The organism is Dawidia soli, assembly GCF_018598185.1.
In the GTDB taxonomy this organism is placed as follows: Bacteria; Bacteroidota; Bacteroidia; order Cytophagales; family Cyclobacteriaceae; genus Ohtaekwangia; species Ohtaekwangia soli.
In genome coordinates this window covers 14,449-30,883 of record NZ_JAHESC010000002.1, presented here as the reverse complement: position 1 = coordinate 30,883, position 16,435 = coordinate 14,449, and the positions used below count along the sequence as shown (strand labels likewise).

Genomic DNA, 16,435 nt, shown 5'->3' with positions numbered 1-16,435 from the left:
ACTGATAGCAGGAATTTAGCCAGCAATGTACTATCGTATGTCCTCATAGATTGTATCACCATCCATTAACCTCAAACGGCAACCCAAGATACACAAACAAACTTGGCCCTTTACACCGTTCGCAATTTTTTTCCCACCGCAGATCCCAATCGCCTCTTTCTAAAATATACTTTTCCCAAAAACTCTAGTCCAATTATCATTTTCTAGATAAATGCCGCCGCTACGGCCGATCTCTTCCCATAAACCGTTCCTTCCCATGAAGGAAATTGATCGCCCGTACAATGTTCCGATCCAGGCTCTCCTTCGTCTTCAGAGAAGCCAGGTAACGCATGATCTCATTTTGCCGGGAGGGACTCAAAGCATCGAACACCTGCCTGGCATCTTTATCCTTCTTTAAGACTTTCAGAAACTCCGGTGAAACCGGCACCTCCCTGCCTTCGCTATCAAACTCCACCGTAAGCTCGATCTTCTCACCAATCCGTTTGGGCGAATCTTTCAGCATAATGGTGTTGATATACAACCGCCACTCACCGCTGTATTTTACCAGGGTCTGTTTGTAGGCTTCTCCATTCACCGTTCCCTTGATGCGAATGTGACCTTTATCCTTGCCCGCCTGCTCGAATATCTTTTTCAGGATCCGCTCGGGCACCGATACGTATGGGTTTATACCAATGATCTTGATGTGGTCTTTAAATTTCAGCATTCAGCACAAGTTAAATATCTACCACGATTTTACGCCACCAAAAGAATAAAAAAGAGCGCAGGTCACCCCACGCTCTTTGTCGATCCCTTTCATCTATCGGGACAAGATAGCCTTTGCTTCCGAGACCAGACCTTCAATATCGGCTTGCGCCGCTTCGAGCTCCAGGCTCTTCAGTTGCTTTTGAAGCGTTTCGTTAAAGCGGTAGTATTGGTCACGCTTGATAAAGCCGTCCCGCGCAATCCACTCTTCTTTACCATAACGGGCCACGTACTCTTCGATCGTCTCCTGTTCCATGCGAGAGGTCGTCGTCAGATACTCCGCCATCTTTAGCAGCAACAGCTTGTTCCGGTTCAACAGTCGCTCCGCTTCAGCCTCACACGCTTTGATGATCGCGATCGACTCACCGGCGTATCGTTCCGACAGGAAGAATGCATCGGCTTCGCCGGATGAGTCCACAGCCAGGTGTATCGGGTCGGAGCCCATGGCATACCGACGTACAGCCCGGTTCGCCAGACGCGAAGCCTCCTCGATGTCGATCGACACGCCCGAGGAAGTGAACTGATCACCGAATACCAGGCGTTCGGCCACATAACCCCCCAAGGTGATTATAATATCCTTCTGCAGCGTTTCCCGTGTCATAGGACCTTCGGGAAAATCCACCAGGCAAAAACCCTCGGCATCCGACGCCGTGCGCGACACCACTACCGTGGGAATGATGCGCAACGTCAGGGCTGCCAGCACGGCATGTCCCGCCTCGTGCACCGCTACGTGTGCCTGCAGTTCAGGGTCGATGCTTTTGCGCAGACTGTCGAGTTTCAACGTGGCCTTGTCCGAAGTGGTCAACAATACGGTGCCGCTTGCATCCCGGAGCGTATAGGTAAAGGTTTCACCTTCAAACCGCCAGTCAATGGAGGCGACGGGCAGTTGATACTCCAGTACCGAAACAGCCAGGCTGCCGACCCGCGACTCGATAAGGTTCTTGACCGTTGTAAATACCGGGCGCGTGCCCTGTGCCGGGAATACACCTTCCGAATACACCACGTCTACGATCGAGTCGTCAAACGAAGTTGTCCAGCCAAACTGCGCTTGTGCGAAGGCACCGATGCGTTTTAACTCTCGTCCGATCAGCTCGCGGAAATGCGCCGTATGGAAAGAGGTGTAGATCACGTGGTTGTTTCCCAGGCGTGCGATCTGTTCCGACCGGAACCGCTTGCGCAATGCACGCTTGATATCGGCCAGGTTGATCTTTGTCGTTTGCTCGTAAAAATCGTCCGCACTGATGTCCGGATTCAGGCTTCCGCTCATGGTATACGCTTCGTCCAGGTTACCCAACACAAAGATCAGCGCACCAGACAAATCCAACGTCTGGGTCAGCGGTTGTGAGCGCTGGGCCTCGTTTACCAACCGCATCAGGCCGTGCAGGTCCGAATCCGCAATGCGTTGCTGCAAGACTTCGTGCGTGATGTCGTCGTCGTTAAACAGGTTTCTCAGAACACCGGTAAAATCCCGCGACAGGAAGTAATCCGCCTCGGGAATCTTATTCCGGTTTTCATACTCGAGGTAGAATCCGTCGAAGACCGCCTTAAACTCGTCCAATCCCGCTGCATCTACCTGACCGCGCGTGATCGTCACGCCGAGACGCGACGCTTTTTCCAACCTGCGCAAGCACTTCTCTGCGTTGTAGGTTGCCGTTGTATAGTGTCCGGGTACATGGTTGATCTTTCCCGAATCCAGCAAATCCCAAATTACCCGCAATTTGTCCTTGCCCAATTCCCGGCGGTCGGCATCCACCGTACGCGCAAATTGAAATTCGTCCAGGCAAAAGATCGCTGGTTTTCCATGGAAAAATGCCAGGTCGTCGGTCAGGATGTTCTTCATCCACGAGGCCGAGTCCGATTCGAACTCGCCCATGTCCATGTGCGTATATAACTTTTGGTATTGCAGGTATTCTATGATCGCCTGCACCAAAGCCGTCTTACCCGAGCCTGTCAGGCCCCACAGGTTAATGACCGTGGGTCGTTGCTGCGCCCCGGGAAAAAGATACCAGGGTATCATCAGCGATGTAACCTCGTCGATCACGGCATCCAGGCCCAGAAATTTTTCTTTCAGGGATACTGCCATAGCCTGCAACATTGCTTTGCGTTCAATTAATGATGCATGTATATTCTTTGCTTCCATTGGTTCATCTTGGTTCATCCCACAAACAGGGAAGTGATTTATAAATACATAGCGCTGCCGTCGCGCCATTCAATGCGAATGGCCGATTGTACGGGGAATGGATCCCAGCTGTGCTTTAAAACCTAAAAGGCGCAAAAAGCATATCGACACCGTAGCACGATGCGACAACCTTGTCGGCTTTCAAAAAAACTGGCAGGATTAAAAACAGCCGAAACGTTCCGGTAAGAAATCTACCGTGGCGGCTACTTGAAGATATGTAAACTCAAAACCAACATACTTTCCTCTATTTAAAAGTGAACATTAGAGTGAAATGCTACTACAACATACGGGAAATGTTGCGTACGGTTACGGGCCGTAATAAAAAAAATACTTCATACGGCCGGTTGCTACAAACCAGCAGTGTATGAATACACTGTCGCGATTTATCGCGTTGTCGCAGCCGCCTTTTCCAATCGTGCAATTTTCCGCCTGCACACCCACAGCAACAATAACCCAAAGACGCCAAACGAACAATCAATCAACTGCCAGAACAACGGTATACCCCGCACCGGCCCTGCGATAAAGGCCAGGGGTAAGATCGCCACACACGCGATCATGCCGAACTCCACCACCCAAACATTTCGCACGGGGTCGCGCCACGGACCCACAAACGCCACGGCAATCACCAGGTGTGCAAACGCCAGCCAGTCTGTGCCATAGGCGATGAACGGATAACGGCTATACGTTTCATGCACACCCATATACACGCGTTCCAGCCATTGAGCCACCCCGTTGTTCCAGCCATGCTCTACTACCCATGCATGCGCGAGGCTCAATTGCCATTCGATCGGAAAGGCTGTCAGGCCGCTGATGACCAGACTAATCATAAATATCATCAACAACGTTTTTACCTGACGCAACACGCGGGGTTGCGAAATCATGGGTACTGTATCGCTATTTCTCATAATGAACCAAAAGACTATTGTTCTGAAATGTATTCTCTACCTGGCGCAGCAAGGCCGCTTCATCCGGCGCAGTAATGTTGATGAGGCAGAATTTATCCTCCCCGCGAAACATCCGCATGCGCCAATCCAGCTGGCTGATGGTCACAACTTCTCCGTTGCTATACCACCAGGCCGTATGCAGTATATCGTTGCCTTTTACCAGCTGACCGCGGTAGATCGTCCTGCCCGCCACAACGTGCTCTTGTATGAACGAGAAGGTATAGCCGCTGCCACGCCAGCAAAACAAGGGACTGTGCTCCGCGACGAAAAATTCGGGAATGGGTTTAACATAGAGCAGAAATTCATCGGTGGCAATGCGGGTGACGCCCGTGGGTAAATTTTCAGCCGGCAGTCCCTGGTAGGCTACGGTTGCATAAGAAGCTGTGCCCGCCTTCAACTCCCGGCCAAGGGTGATGCCGGTGATCAGCATGGCGGCGGCGAAAAGGTATTGCAACAGCTCCACTCGCGGGCTGACAGGCCTCGCTGCCGGTATCGGCTCGACATCTTTCCCGCAACGCCGCACGAGAAAACCCGCCAGGAAATATACGGGTATGACCACGTACGACACCAGGCATGCCAGCCCCATGGCACCGTGCGTCGCCTGCTCGGGACCGATACGGAACATCACCAACACGATGATGCGAAACAGATTTGCAAGGATGTTCAATATGAACACCGTCGTAAAGAAGAGCGCGAGATAGCCAAATGACAGTTGCTTCCGCTCGATGCGAAATCGATGCGCGAGAATAAATACACCCATCAGCAGCGAGATCGCCAGCATGTTCAACCCCATGCAGGCGTCGTCTACCGAAAACACGGCGCCTTCCAGCACCATGACATTTCCCTGCACCTGGATATCCGCCCCCGCGGCCTGCAACAACCAGCCCGTCCAGGCACTCAGTTGCAGCCTTATGGGAAAACCCAGGATACCCGAGATCTGCAAAAACGCCGGCGACATACATACGACAAGCACCAGCATCAACGGATGACACCGCCCGACCATAAGCTCCACCAACCAAAGGCCGTAAAACGCCAACGCAAAAAAGTAGAATAGCTTCACTCCATACAGCAAAGACAACCCACCCATGGTCAGCGACAACAGCAGATAGCCATAGTTCTTTCTGGTCTCACCTGTTACGAGGCAGGCGAAGGGCAGCAAACAGAGCCCGATCCATACATTGGTATTCGAAACATACGACAGCGGAAACGCCGCCACCCCCCCGACGATCCCTGCCAGGGCCAGTATCACCAAGGGGTGTCTGGCACTGGCCGAGAGTCTGGAAGACAAAACCGTTGTCATCATACACGCGAAGCGGTTACAGTTTTCAGGCGGTACTGTCGCACTACGTTGAACAGCACAAACAAGAGGAACACAACGATCAGCGCCCATTCATGCGGCTCCGGCACAGCGCCCGAGTCGTTGTGGGTGGCATTCCCCAGACTATTTTCGATGTCTTTAATACCAAAGCGGTCATAATCTTTTTGGGTCTCCAGCACAATCAGGCTCGACACCGGCGACACCACGTACGCCCGCGCCGCTTCGTTCACCAACGGCTCGTTTATAAAATCTTCGCTGAAGAAATGCGTGCCGACCTGGCGCATGATGTTGTTATAGGCAAACAAACGGACCAGGTGATCGGGAGCGGTGTCTTCACCCTCGGCCGCGGGTTTTCGCTCCAGCACCATGCCCGCGTCGTGCAATACGAGGTGGCTTTCATCTTCGACCGCGACCGGAAATTGATTGTGTTCTAACAAACCCGCCAGGATCGTAGCGTCGCCTGTCGCAAAGTTGAAAGCCCGCAGTTCGCGCAGGGAGCGAATGTAGGTAGACGCACCACCGGTCAGATTAAAGACGTTCACCTTTTTATTGTCGGCAAAATACCGGCTCACACTCCCGGCAAACGTACTCTCTTTCATATCGCGCAGGAAAGGCGTGAGCGGCTTGCCTTTGGTCACGACCAGCGAATGTTCGGTGTCTTTCACATGATGAAACGGGAACAGCGAGAAGTTCCGCTGACGTAATTTGTTGGTCACCTCATACCAGTTATCTTCATCCAGGCGGATAAACTCGTTGTCGGAAAAGGCATAGACATTGCATTTGGTCAATACCGCATAGGCTGCGTCTACCTCCCCGGCCTCCCACGTGTTGTTAAGGTCCAGGAACAAATAGCTGAGGTGCAACGGCCTCAACGTTGGTGTATGGGGTTTCAATGAATAGGTTGAGCCGTTGAAAGTATACTGGTTCGTTTCGATGGGATCCGCCTTCCAGGAAATAGAAAAGTCAGGATCGTAGGGACGCTCGGCGATGTATTCTCCTTTTTCGTTCTTGTCGAAGCCCCGCGGCATCGTCGCGTCATGAATCATACCACCTATAAATCGGAAGCGGAGGGTTTCGGTTGCGTCATGTGCATGGGGACCGCGAAACGTTGCCTGACGATATACGATACGGCCACGTTCCTCGGGCAGGGGTGACGTGATACCGATCTTAAACTTTCGCTCCTCCTCCCGGGTGCACGGAAAAACGCGTACCGTTACCGTGTTGCCTTCCTGCCAATGTACGACCGAGGGGTCACGCGCTTCCTTACCCACGATCGTTTCATACGCGTCTTTCGCTTTTTGTCTGGACGTAAGTATAGCCTTCTCTTCTTTGCCATTCACCCACAAGGACAGGGATGTCACCACCGAGCCTTCCGGTAATTGAAAAGTATACAGTGCCTCCTCACGCAAACCGCTCCAGCCCGACAGGCTGTTGTTGCGAATATTCATGTATTGCTCCGTATAGGCCAGGCGCAGCTGCGGATAGATGTCAATGTCAGTCACGATGTAGGATGTCGTCAGGTCGTCGCCGCGCCAGAGACGTTCCTCCGTACGGTGACGGTTGTCGGTGATCGCGCGAAGGATCTTTGTGCGGTCATCGTAAGAAAGAGACGACTTACGCCAGAGCGTGGCCATGTATACCAACGGATCGTGTGTACGCATCGCCCAGCCGGAGCGCATGGATACGAAACTGAATTCATCTTCACGATCGTCGGGCATCGTATAGACAAAATCTGATTTTAAGATGCGCTCGGTGACCCAATCCAGCTTTACGGATTGACCGATCTTAACCCATACCGGCAATTCGGTGTCGGCATAGATCACCGACTGGTTGGCCAAACGCTCGATGGTACGCACACGCGCGTCCCACTCTATAATAAATATGAGGGCAAACGTCACCGTTACCGATGCCCCGGCAATGATCCAATTTGTCGATACACGATTGATCTCCTGCGTATAGCGGATCAGTGCCGCCGAACCGATGAGCAGGAGCATCGGCACAAATGCTAACATGCCGACACCGAGCACCAGGATCGCCAGAGTGGCCGGAAGATACACCAGGCCGATGTACAGGGCCAGGTATGTGTAGAGCACCAACGCGGCACCCAATAGAAAATGCTGTATTTTATTGACAACCCGGGGCAGGTATGTATAATACCGGTAACTAAAGGTGACCAGGGAGCTTACAACCAGGTGTACACACAGCCAGAGGACAGAATCTTCAAAGACCGGTACCAACCGGTTCAAGGCATACGCGCTGACCAGGAAGAGATTGAGCAGCACCATGGTATAATGGATGTTTTCCCGTCGCCAGCTTTTTACGATACCATAGGCCCTGTTCGCCAATAGCGCGATGACATAGGCGATCGCCAGCAGGTAATGTGCGATAAACGCCGGAAAAGCGTCCTGATCCAAAAAATTACTCCCCCGTCGCGGCAACACGACATAAAGCAAGGTCGACACAACCAGCAGTAAATAGCCGGTCAAAAGAATTTTGTCGGGATGGGCTGTATCGCGGGTTTCTGAAACCGGCGCGGCAGTCTCTATTTCGTCCTGGTGAACCTTATCGTTGTTCGTAAACATAAAAGCACTTTTAATTTCAAAGTTAAATACGAAAGCAAACTCAAAAGGTTTGGAGCCACACCTAACTTTTCAGGGGAAATAGAGATCCGGCTGATCGCATAGCAGGCTGGTTAACCCGCATGGCGATCAGTATCACTCACCGAAGGGGGTGATTTCTTCCGAAATCAGGCCGGAACGTAAACTATCCGGCTGGCTGCAGCAAGGGTCATGGTGCAATAGTAGCCATAGGGACCGGAAGGGGCTTCCTGCCGCTCCTTATATATAGGAGTCTTTTCGACCGTGGGCTTCCGGGTTGACGACCGGGAAGCTCTTTTCTTTTTCGGCTGGTCCATCGCCAACGGTACAGCGTAGTGGCTATTGGCCAAAGGTGGTAAAACCGACTCTTTACCCCAGGCAATTTCTGCGTGCGCGGATGTTTGTTTTGTCGCTATCGACATAGGAATGTTTTCCATAGTGGGTGCGTTGCCTTTTTTACCCGAGTCAGCATTTCCAGAGGCGTGGCCACTTTGTACGAGCAGGATCTTCGCGGCGCCATCCCGTTTTACCTCCTCGATCACGCCGCCTTCCGTCAGTGAGCCGAAACGAACGCCAACCGATAACACAAAACTATAATCCGCTTCGGGCGGAAGATTTTTCAACGCAACGTCTAGCGCCGTTGCAGGCGACTCGTCAAGCGACGGGTACCACGGCGTGTGGACGATAACGGGTTGAAAACTGTTATTGTACCAGGCGGGTGCTTCGTACTGACCGGTTTGCGGGTTAAAGGTAAAATCCGGTGCGACGCCCAACGTTACCTCGATACGGAACATGGCGTGGCGATTCGGCGGAAAGAAATTGATCTCGCGCATCAACGGAGGGATCTCCAGGTGCGCACGGCCTGTTTCCCGATCGATGACGCCGCTCACCGGCGAACGAAGAATGGAATCGAGCGTATATTTCTGATTGAGCGAAAAGCCTTCCATCAATTTAGGATGTTTTGACAGCCGGATCGCCCGTCTCCCCAGGTGGCTTACGCCATCTTGTTTCTGGATCACTTTCATGATCTTGTTGATGGGGCCGCTGATGTTGTAGTTGGCCAGGCCTTTTAATTGGATCATCGACAGGCGCACATGTTTGCCCATGCGCGAGCATCCGCCGAACTCCGTCATGTATAACCGCGCCGTGGCGAAGTTGGGAGCGTTTCGAATCTGCTCTTTGCTTGCGCCGCCTTTTTTCCGAATAACGATTTTGCCTGAGCCGCGCATGCGATACGCGCTGAAATCACCGAGTGTGCCGGTAAAGGTCAATCCTTCCAGAAGTGCCATAGTGTACTTGGGTTTAAGATAACTAATTGATTTATGTCAACTGCTGCGAGGGTAACAACGGTCGTCTGGCGAATATAGTGAATACTGGAATTCGGTACATATAAATTATTCATAGAATATTTTATAGCTATAGATAACCTAGTCCTTTAAAAGGACTAGCTCATGACTGTACAGATTGTGGTTATACACTAGGTTATCTCTTGCGTATTTCCGTTGAAGTGCCGGTGATGACCGTTGTTTGAACTGATTCTGCCGATATAATTCCAGCATATCGTGACAAGTATATACCGAAGCCCCGGACAGGGCTTCGGCAATACGAAAAAAGTATACCCCGGAGAAATCCGGTATACCCGTTGTTATTCTTGCAACGCGATGTGTATCGCCTGCTCTACCGGAGTATACTTTCCATCGTCACGATCTAAATTCAACTCTTCGCGCAGTAGTAGCGGCGGTTGCGCCAGGAACCTCGGCTCGGTGCCGTGATGCGGTTGCGCCGCATGCGCGGTAAAGGGATGACAGAGGTATACCGTGCCGGCAGGACCGGTGGCGAAGACTTCTTCGCGTGCCGGGAGTTTATCCAGCTTGTCGGCCAGCTCCATGAACGAAAGCCCCGCGTCGCCGGCAGGTTTTAAGAGTCGGGCCACGTCGCGGTGGGAACCTACACGAAGGCGGGTGGGTGCATCGGCGGGGGCCACATCCGAGAACAGGAATAACATGAGCAGCGCCCGGCCGCGCGACCGCACGTTCACACGCGCTTCAAAATAATTGCCGGGGTCGGCGCCGGGAAAACTTGCGTCTACGTGCCAGCCGGTGTCGCCCGGGTCGAGGGGGGAGGGAAAGCGGACGGGAAAGCTGCCCATGCTGCCGCAGGGCATCCAGCGGCCGGGGCCGATGAGTTGGTCGAAGGCATTGTGGAGAACCGCGGTGTTGGCGGCGGCGACAAAGGGTGGCTGGGTGTACATGCCCAGTCGGATCACCGGGCGCGTCCAGGTGGTGGGGTCGGACGGGTCGCAGCCGGTGTCCTTCCACAAGATGGCGCGCGCCTCGGCGGCGAGGGCGGGGGAGAAGGCATTTTCGAGACGGATATAGCCGTCGTTGATAAACTGATCGATTTCGAGTGTATGGAGGTACGTTGACATTTTTGTTCTTCTTTATAGTTTGAAAAATTATTGTCCGGGCATGAGGCGTCGGCCTATGCTGAAAGTCGCCATTGACCATTGGGTCCGGCGATGGTTGTCAGTACATGAACAATAAGGAACAGCCAGCCCGGGTTAAAGGCTGTCTTGTCTTTCAGACGAGAAAGAAGTGATTACAATGTAGGAGTCATCCGCATGATCAAAAATAAAAAAAACAGCGTGAATGTGTTCGCTCTTCGCGCTCACAGTCACGCTGTTTTCTGTACCCAGAGCGGGAATCGAACCCGCACGACTATTACTAGCCACAGGATTTTAAGTCCTGCGTGTCTACCAGTTCCACCATCCGGGCAGGGATGTTGTTTCAGGTGCTTTGGTAAGGCTCTAAAACGCAAAAAGTGCGAGATAAACCCACACTTTTTATTCTTTGTTTCTCAACGGCGGCTGCCGGTAAGACTTGAGCGGGAAACGAGACTCGAACTCGCGACCCCGACCTTGGCAAGGTCGTGCTCTACCAACTGAGCTACTCCCGCGGGATCTCCCCTAGCTCTTTCGCTAAGGGAGTGCAAATTTAGTGAGGGTTTCTAATATTCCAATACTCCCCCAAATTTTTTTGAAAAAGTTATGCCGATTTCTTCAGTTCCTGCTCGTACTCCTTCTTCAGCTGGGCGGCGTGGGCTCTGTTCTTCGAAAGGAGGATATGTTTGGGTACCGCTTTCAGGTCCCAGATAAGCCCGACGGCCTGGAAGCCCCGGAGTATATAGTACGTTATGTCGATCTCCCACCAGAAGAAACCCTGACGCGCGGCCACTTCATAATAGTGGTGGTTGTTGTGCCAGCCTTCACCCATGGTGAGGAGGGCCAGCCAGATGCTGTTACGGCTCTCGTCGTTCGACTCGTACCGCTGCGTACCGAACTTGTGCATGATCGAGTTGATCGAGAAGGTGGCGTGATACAAGATAACCGTGCTCAGGAAGAAGCCGATGAACAGCGACGAGAAGCCGGCCGTGGTAAACATATCCTGGATACCCTCTCCGTTGACGATACCGCCGAGGGCCATGACGACCAGCGCGAGGATGGTAGGGGGTACGAGGTAGTGTTTGTTGAGCCACATGAGCTCAGGGTATTTGGCGTAGTCGCCGATGGTTTTGTAGTCGGTCTCTTTAAAGTCGGGACCGACGATCCAACCGATGTGCGAGTACCAGAACCCGTAGATCTTCATGGAGTGTGGGTCAGCCGGCGTGTCGCTGTGGCGGTGGTGGTGACGGTGGTGTGCTGCCCACCAGAGTACACCTTTCTGCGCGGTGGTCTCCGACATAAATGCGATGACGAATTGGAACCAGCGGGAGGTGCTGTACGATCGGTGTGCAAAGTAACGATGGTAGCCGCCCGTTACCCAGAACATGCGGGTAAAGTATAGTACGGCACACACCGTCCAGTCGAACCAGGTGGCACCTGTGTACAAAGCGGCCAACGGCGTCAGGTGCACAGCGAAGAACGCTATTTCCTGAACCAGGATCGGCTTACTTCTTACTTCCGGTGTTACTGATGTATTTGCCATTATGTTTATTAGGGTTGTTTACGTGTTTAATCGGGCGGCGGCGGCCCGCTCTTTTATGTTGCGCCTCCAGACCGAACACAAAGGTAACGCATTCAGTTCAAAGGCGTTTGGGGATGTAATATTCTTGCCAAACCGCCTGCATATACGCCAAAAAAGTTCACTTCGACACTGACAAGCGTCAGTTCAGTGAAAGGCCGTTCTACCCGCCGGAGGGTAGTCAATTGTTTGAACGAATTAGCGTATCTTTGCAGGGTATTTGACTCTATGAGCCACGCACAAACCATATCCCAGTATCAGCCGATGCTGCATACGATTGCCTACAACCTGGTACGCTGTAAACAGGATGCGGAAGATATCGTACAGGAAACGTTCGTGCGCTGGCTTAGTATCGATCAACAGAACATCGACAACACCAAGGCGTACCTCATTCGCGCCGTGACGAACAACTGTTTGAATCATCTCAACTCGCTGCGCAAGAAAAAAGAAGAGTGCCTCGACAACATGGCCGAGATCATCAAACACTTTAAGGAAACCAACCTTGCGCACCTCGATCTCGACATCGACCTGGCGGCGGCTTTTAAAGTGCTGCATACCAAACTCGAACCATTGGAGCGCGCCGTATACCTGCTGAAAGAAGTTTTCGATTTCGACTACGAAGACCTGCAGGAAACGCTCGACAAGAAAAAAGAACACTGCCGCCAGCTGCTTTGCCGGGCCAAGAAAAAATTGAGCGAAGAAACTTCACGTATCAATTTCGAGCTGCCCGATACTTCCAAGCTGATGGAAAGCTTTCGCAATGCCTGCCACTTTGGTAACGCCAGCGACCTGGTGCACGAGCTGAAGAAAGACATCGCCGCCGCGATCAGTAAGAAATTCTAATCAGCACGGGCATTCCGCCGGCCTGCTCTTCCACCGTTTTTTGTTACGTCGAGATGACGGGGTCAGCTGATGCGGCTCCAGTTAACGACCGTTTTTCGCATGGAGTCGATCTGCGTGCGGATGAGCTTGTTTTCGGGCTTGTCCAGCTCGGGGTCGTCCCGCAGGATTTCTTTGGCAAGCTCGCGGGCTTCCTGGAGGATGGCGCCGTCTTTGGCGAGGTCGGCTACGAGCAGGTCGAGGGCGCCGCTTTGTTGGGTGCCCATCAGGTCGCCGGGGCCACGCAACTTCAGATCGGTTTCGGCAATGTCAAAACCGTTGGTGGTGCGCACCATGGTTTCGATCCGTGTTTTGGAGTCTGCGCCCAGTTTGCTGTTGGTCATCAGGATGCAATACGATTGTTCGGCACCGCGGCCCACCCGGCCGCGCAATTGGTGCAACTGCGAAAGGCCAAAGCGCTCGGCGTTTTCGATCACCATGACGGATGCGTTTGGAACGTCTACGCCTACTTCGATCACCGTGGTCGCCACCATGATCTTGGTTTCGTTTTTTATAAAACGGGCCATTTCGAAGTCTTTGGCCTCGGGCTTCATTCTGCCGTGCACAATACTGACCGCAACCTCGGGAAACGCCCGGCACACGCTTTCGTAGCCATCCTCGAGATGCTTGAGATCCAGCTTTTCAGATTCTTCAATGAGCGGGTAGACCATATACACCTGGCGTCCTTTGGCGATCTCCTTACGCAAGAATTCGTTCACCTGCAACCGATGGGCATCAAATTTGTGTAACGTTTTTATAGGTTTCCGGCCGGCAGGGAGCTGGTCGATGGTCGAAATATCGAGGTCTCCGTAAAGTGTCATCGCCAGCGTTCTGGGGATGGGTGTCGCCGTCATGACTAAAATATGGGGATATATATCCACATTCTTTTGCCATAATTTTGAACGCTGGGCAACCCCGAAACGATGTTGTTCGTCAATGATCGAGAGGCCCAGGTTGTTGAATTGCACCTCTTCTTCCAGCAGGGCATGGGTGCCGATGAGAATCTTCAACTCACCCGATAGCAGTCCTTCGTGAATAACTTTTCGTTCGGACTTTTTGGTGGACCCGGTGAGCAACGCAATGGGTAACTGCATGCTGTCGGCGTAGCGCTTCAGGTTCTTGTAATGTTGCTGTGCCAGGATCTCCGTCGGCGCCATGAACGCTGCCTGTGCATTGCCGGCCGCGACAACGAGCATGCAGATAAAGGCCACGATGGTTTTGCCGCTGCCCACATCGCCCTGCACGAGCCGGTTCATCTGCTTGCCAGACTTCAGATCGGTATATATCTCGCGGATCACTTTCTTCTGGGCGTCGGTCAGGGCAAACGGCAGGTGGTCATTGTAAAAGGCGGTGAGCAAGCGGGTGTCCTGGAACACCTGGCCCCGGAACTTTTCCTGCCGCACGACTTTCATTTTCAAGAGCCTGAGCTGTATGTAGAAAAGTTCTTCGAACTTGAGCCGCTGTTGGGCCTGGGCCAGCTGTTCGATCGTTTGCGGAAAATGTATATGCTGAAGTGCCTCCTTTTTAGAGATCAACTTGAACTTGTCGGTGGCACTGCGCGGTAACGTTTCGCGTATGTGGTCGGCGGCTTTGGCCAGGAGCTCTTGCATGAGCTTGGCGATGGCCTTACTGTCGACATGCTTGCCCTTTAACTTTTCGGTTAGCGAATATACCGGATACAGGGTACCTCCCTTCTCGTTCTTGGGGGTGAGCAGCTCTATCTCCGGGTGAGCTATATTGAACTTGCTTCCATAGCGGGTGGGTTTGCCAAACACAACGTACTGTACACCGGTCTTGATCTTATCCTGGATCCAAGCTATACCTTGAAACCATACAAGTTCGAGTTCGTCGGTTCCATCACTGATACTGGCCACCAGTCTTTTTTTAAATCCGGTACCTATAATTTCTTTGCGAAGCAGTGTACCTTTGACCTGCACATAGGGCATCTCGTCATAAATGTCGTTTATGGCATAGAATTTTACACGATCCTCGTGCCGAAACGGGTAGTACTGGATCAAGTCGCCAAATGTAAAAATGTTTAATTCTTTGTTAAGGAGCGATGAACGTTGAGGGCCTACGCCTTTTAAATATTCGATGGGTGTTTCAAAAAATGAGGCCATTCTGGGAATTGCTCGTGAAAACGTTTCAAAATAACAATTTATAAACAACGTATAATCTTTTTCTGCGTTAGAGGGCTTTGTAACACTTACTTGGTTACAAAACGATGTTTAGTTTAATTCAAGAGTCGCGAGAGAGGGAATACGAAAAAGCGAAGAGGGATTTATGAAAATTGATTCGAAAATCTTTAAGGGTATTCAGTACGTCGAGGTCAATCAGCTTCCGTCTGAACAGTCCAACAGTATTCTGAAAACGTTTGATGAGGATGCTTTTATCAAGATCCTGATGGACGGAAAAATTCTCAGCGGTTGCATTCAGTATAAAGATTACGAGGCCTGGTATCACACGGTATATTGTCCGGGCACACAGCCGCCTGTGGAGAAGACCACGAAGGTAAAACACACCGTGAAGGTCGAGGCGGACATACCGGTGGCGGTTCAAGAAAACGAATGACTGTTAGGCGTATAAGTGTTTACGCAACTTCTGATACTCCTGCCACATTTCGTGTACTATAGTACCCGCCGGCTGAACCCGCCGCAGGGCAGCCGCCACCTGGCCGATCTCTAATTCACCGGCGTCGAGGTCTCCTTCAAATATACCCAGGCGCGCGCGGCGCTTGCCCAGCAAGGTGTCAAGTTCCTGCACACTGGCACCCCGGCGCTCGGCGGCTAATACTTCCTCTGAAAATTTATTGCGGATCAGGCGCACCGGCGCCAATTGTTTTAATGTGAGCACGGTTTCACCTTCCGCGGATGTGGTGACGCGTTGCTTGAAACGTTCATGCGCGGAAGATTCTTCACTTACGGCAAAGCGGCTGCCGACCTGAAAGCCATCCGCCCCCAGCACTTCGCAGGCTAACATCGCACGGCCACTGGCAATACCACCGGCCGCCATCAACGGTACCGTGATGGCATCGCGCACCATGGGAATCAACACCAACGTAGTAGTTTCTTCACGGCCGTTGTGCCCACCGGCCTCGAAGCCTTCGGCCACCACCGCATCGACACCTGCCTGCACGGCCTTTTGGGCAAACCTGACACTTGACACGACATGCACGACCGTGATGCCGGCTTGTTTCAGAAAGCCCGTCCACGTAGCGGGGTTGCCGGCGGAGGTAAAGACAACCGGCACCTGCTCTTCGACGATGATCTTCATGAGCGCATCGATCTCCGGATATAACAGCGGCACGTTGACGCCGAACGGTTTCGTAGTAGCCGCCTTACATTTTTGAATATGCTCACGCAATACCTGTGGGTACATGGAGCCGGCACCGATCAGGCCCAGGCCGCCGGCATTGCTCACGGCCGAAGCCAGCCGCCAGCCACTGCACCACACCATACCGGCCTGGACAATCGGGATCTCGATGTTAAAAAGATGTTGAATTCGCTGGTTCATACTAGCTGAAAAAATAGTTAATCCGGTTCACTTTCTGTCCCCAGTTTGTGCAAAGATTTATGCACCTTTTTTTACCTGTTTTTGGGCGCCGGAAAAAGGGGCTTTTTCCGGCCTCTAAAGTTGTCCACAAATTTGAGACGGTCGGATTTAGTCGCAAGTATTTGATTATCAGAATAATAACAGGAAACATAATGGTAATGTGGATAAAAGGCTCGAATTGTGGATTTCTTTTGTTGCTTTTTTCA

The 16,435-nt window shown here is 52.2% G+C and carries 12 protein-coding genes and 2 tRNA genes; 2 read left to right on the top strand and 12 right to left on the bottom strand.

All coding sequences use genetic code 11. The annotated features are described in order from the left end of the window. Positions 1–220: 220 nt before the first annotated feature. The 10 genes from KK078_RS01475 to KK078_RS01430 all read right to left on the bottom strand — a co-directional run bounded on the left by KK078_RS01475 (position 221) and on the right by KK078_RS01430 (position 11,762). Positions 221–703 (bottom strand): YdeI/OmpD-associated family protein, encoded by a 483-nt coding sequence (locus KK078_RS01475; protein WP_254088458.1) that lies wholly within the window; start codon positions 701–703, stop codon positions 221–223. 93 nt (positions 704–796) lie between these two features. Further along, positions 797–2,824 (bottom strand): ATP-dependent metallopeptidase FtsH/Yme1/Tma family protein, encoded by a 2,028-nt coding sequence (locus tag KK078_RS01470; RefSeq protein WP_254088457.1) that lies wholly within the window; start codon positions 2,822–2,824, stop codon positions 797–799. Positions 2,825–3,303: 479 nt separating this feature from the next. Next, positions 3,304–3,756 carry a hypothetical protein gene (locus tag KK078_RS01465; protein WP_254088456.1) on the bottom strand — a complete coding sequence of 151 codons (453 nt, stop codon included), beginning with the start codon at positions 3,754–3,756 and terminating at the stop codon, positions 3,304–3,306. A 58-nt stretch (positions 3,757–3,814) separates the two neighbouring features. Then, on the bottom strand, positions 3,815–5,167 hold the full coding sequence (gene xrtN / locus KK078_RS01460; RefSeq protein ID WP_254088455.1) for an exosortase N: 1,353 nt from the start codon (positions 5,165–5,167) through the stop codon (positions 3,815–3,817). After that, entirely contained in the window at positions 5,164–7,764 is a 2,601-nt protein-coding gene (locus tag KK078_RS01455) for an XrtN system VIT domain-containing protein (protein ID WP_254088454.1), read from the bottom strand. Before KK078_RS01455 ends, xrtN begins: the two co-directional genes overlap by 4 nt. Positions 7,765–7,928: 164 nt before the next feature. Further along, positions 7,929–9,068 carry a hypothetical protein gene (locus KK078_RS01450; RefSeq protein WP_254088453.1) on the bottom strand — a complete coding sequence of 380 codons (1,140 nt, stop codon included), beginning with the start codon at positions 9,066–9,068 and terminating at the stop codon, positions 7,929–7,931. Between the two features lie 356 nt (positions 9,069–9,424). Continuing rightward, complete coding sequence (locus tag KK078_RS01445; protein WP_254088452.1) at positions 9,425–10,207, bottom strand: phytanoyl-CoA dioxygenase family protein; 783 nt, start codon at positions 10,205–10,207, stop codon at positions 9,425–9,427. A 260-nt stretch (positions 10,208–10,467) separates the two neighbouring features. Continuing rightward, a tRNA-Leu gene (locus KK078_RS01440) sits at positions 10,468–10,553 on the bottom strand. 108 nt (positions 10,554–10,661) lie between these two features. Next, a tRNA-Gly gene (locus KK078_RS01435) sits at positions 10,662–10,734 on the bottom strand. Positions 10,735–10,823: 89 nt separating this feature from the next. Then, complete coding sequence (locus KK078_RS01430; RefSeq protein WP_254088451.1) at positions 10,824–11,762, bottom strand: acyl-CoA desaturase; 939 nt, start codon at positions 11,760–11,762, stop codon at positions 10,824–10,826. Positions 11,763–12,026: 264 nt separating this feature from the next. Here KK078_RS01430 and KK078_RS01425 point away from each other — a divergent pair, with 264 nt between their 5' ends. Next, positions 12,027–12,641, top strand: coding sequence for a sigma-70 family RNA polymerase sigma factor (locus KK078_RS01425; RefSeq protein ID WP_254088450.1), 615 nt, complete (start codon positions 12,027–12,029; stop codon positions 12,639–12,641). 62 nt (positions 12,642–12,703) lie between these two features. On the opposite strand, the gene recG is transcribed toward KK078_RS01425, so the two are convergent. Then, positions 12,704–14,797: an ATP-dependent DNA helicase RecG gene (gene recG / locus KK078_RS01420; protein ID WP_254088449.1), complete on the bottom strand. Its 2,094-nt coding sequence runs from the start codon at positions 14,795–14,797 to the stop codon at positions 12,704–12,706. Between the two features lie 163 nt (positions 14,798–14,960). Here recG and KK078_RS01415 point away from each other — a divergent pair, with 163 nt between their 5' ends. Beyond that, positions 14,961–15,248 (top strand): hypothetical protein, encoded by a 288-nt coding sequence (locus tag KK078_RS01415; RefSeq protein ID WP_254088448.1) that lies wholly within the window; start codon positions 14,961–14,963, stop codon positions 15,246–15,248. 3 nt (positions 15,249–15,251) lie between these two features. Here KK078_RS01415 and KK078_RS01410 read toward each other — a convergent pair whose 3' ends face one another. Next, the gene (locus KK078_RS01410; RefSeq protein ID WP_254088447.1) at positions 15,252–16,190 is read right to left on the bottom strand and encodes an NAD(P)H-dependent flavin oxidoreductase; all 939 of its coding nucleotides are present in this window, start codon (positions 16,188–16,190) and stop codon (positions 15,252–15,254) included. Positions 16,191–16,435 lie beyond the last annotated feature (245 nt).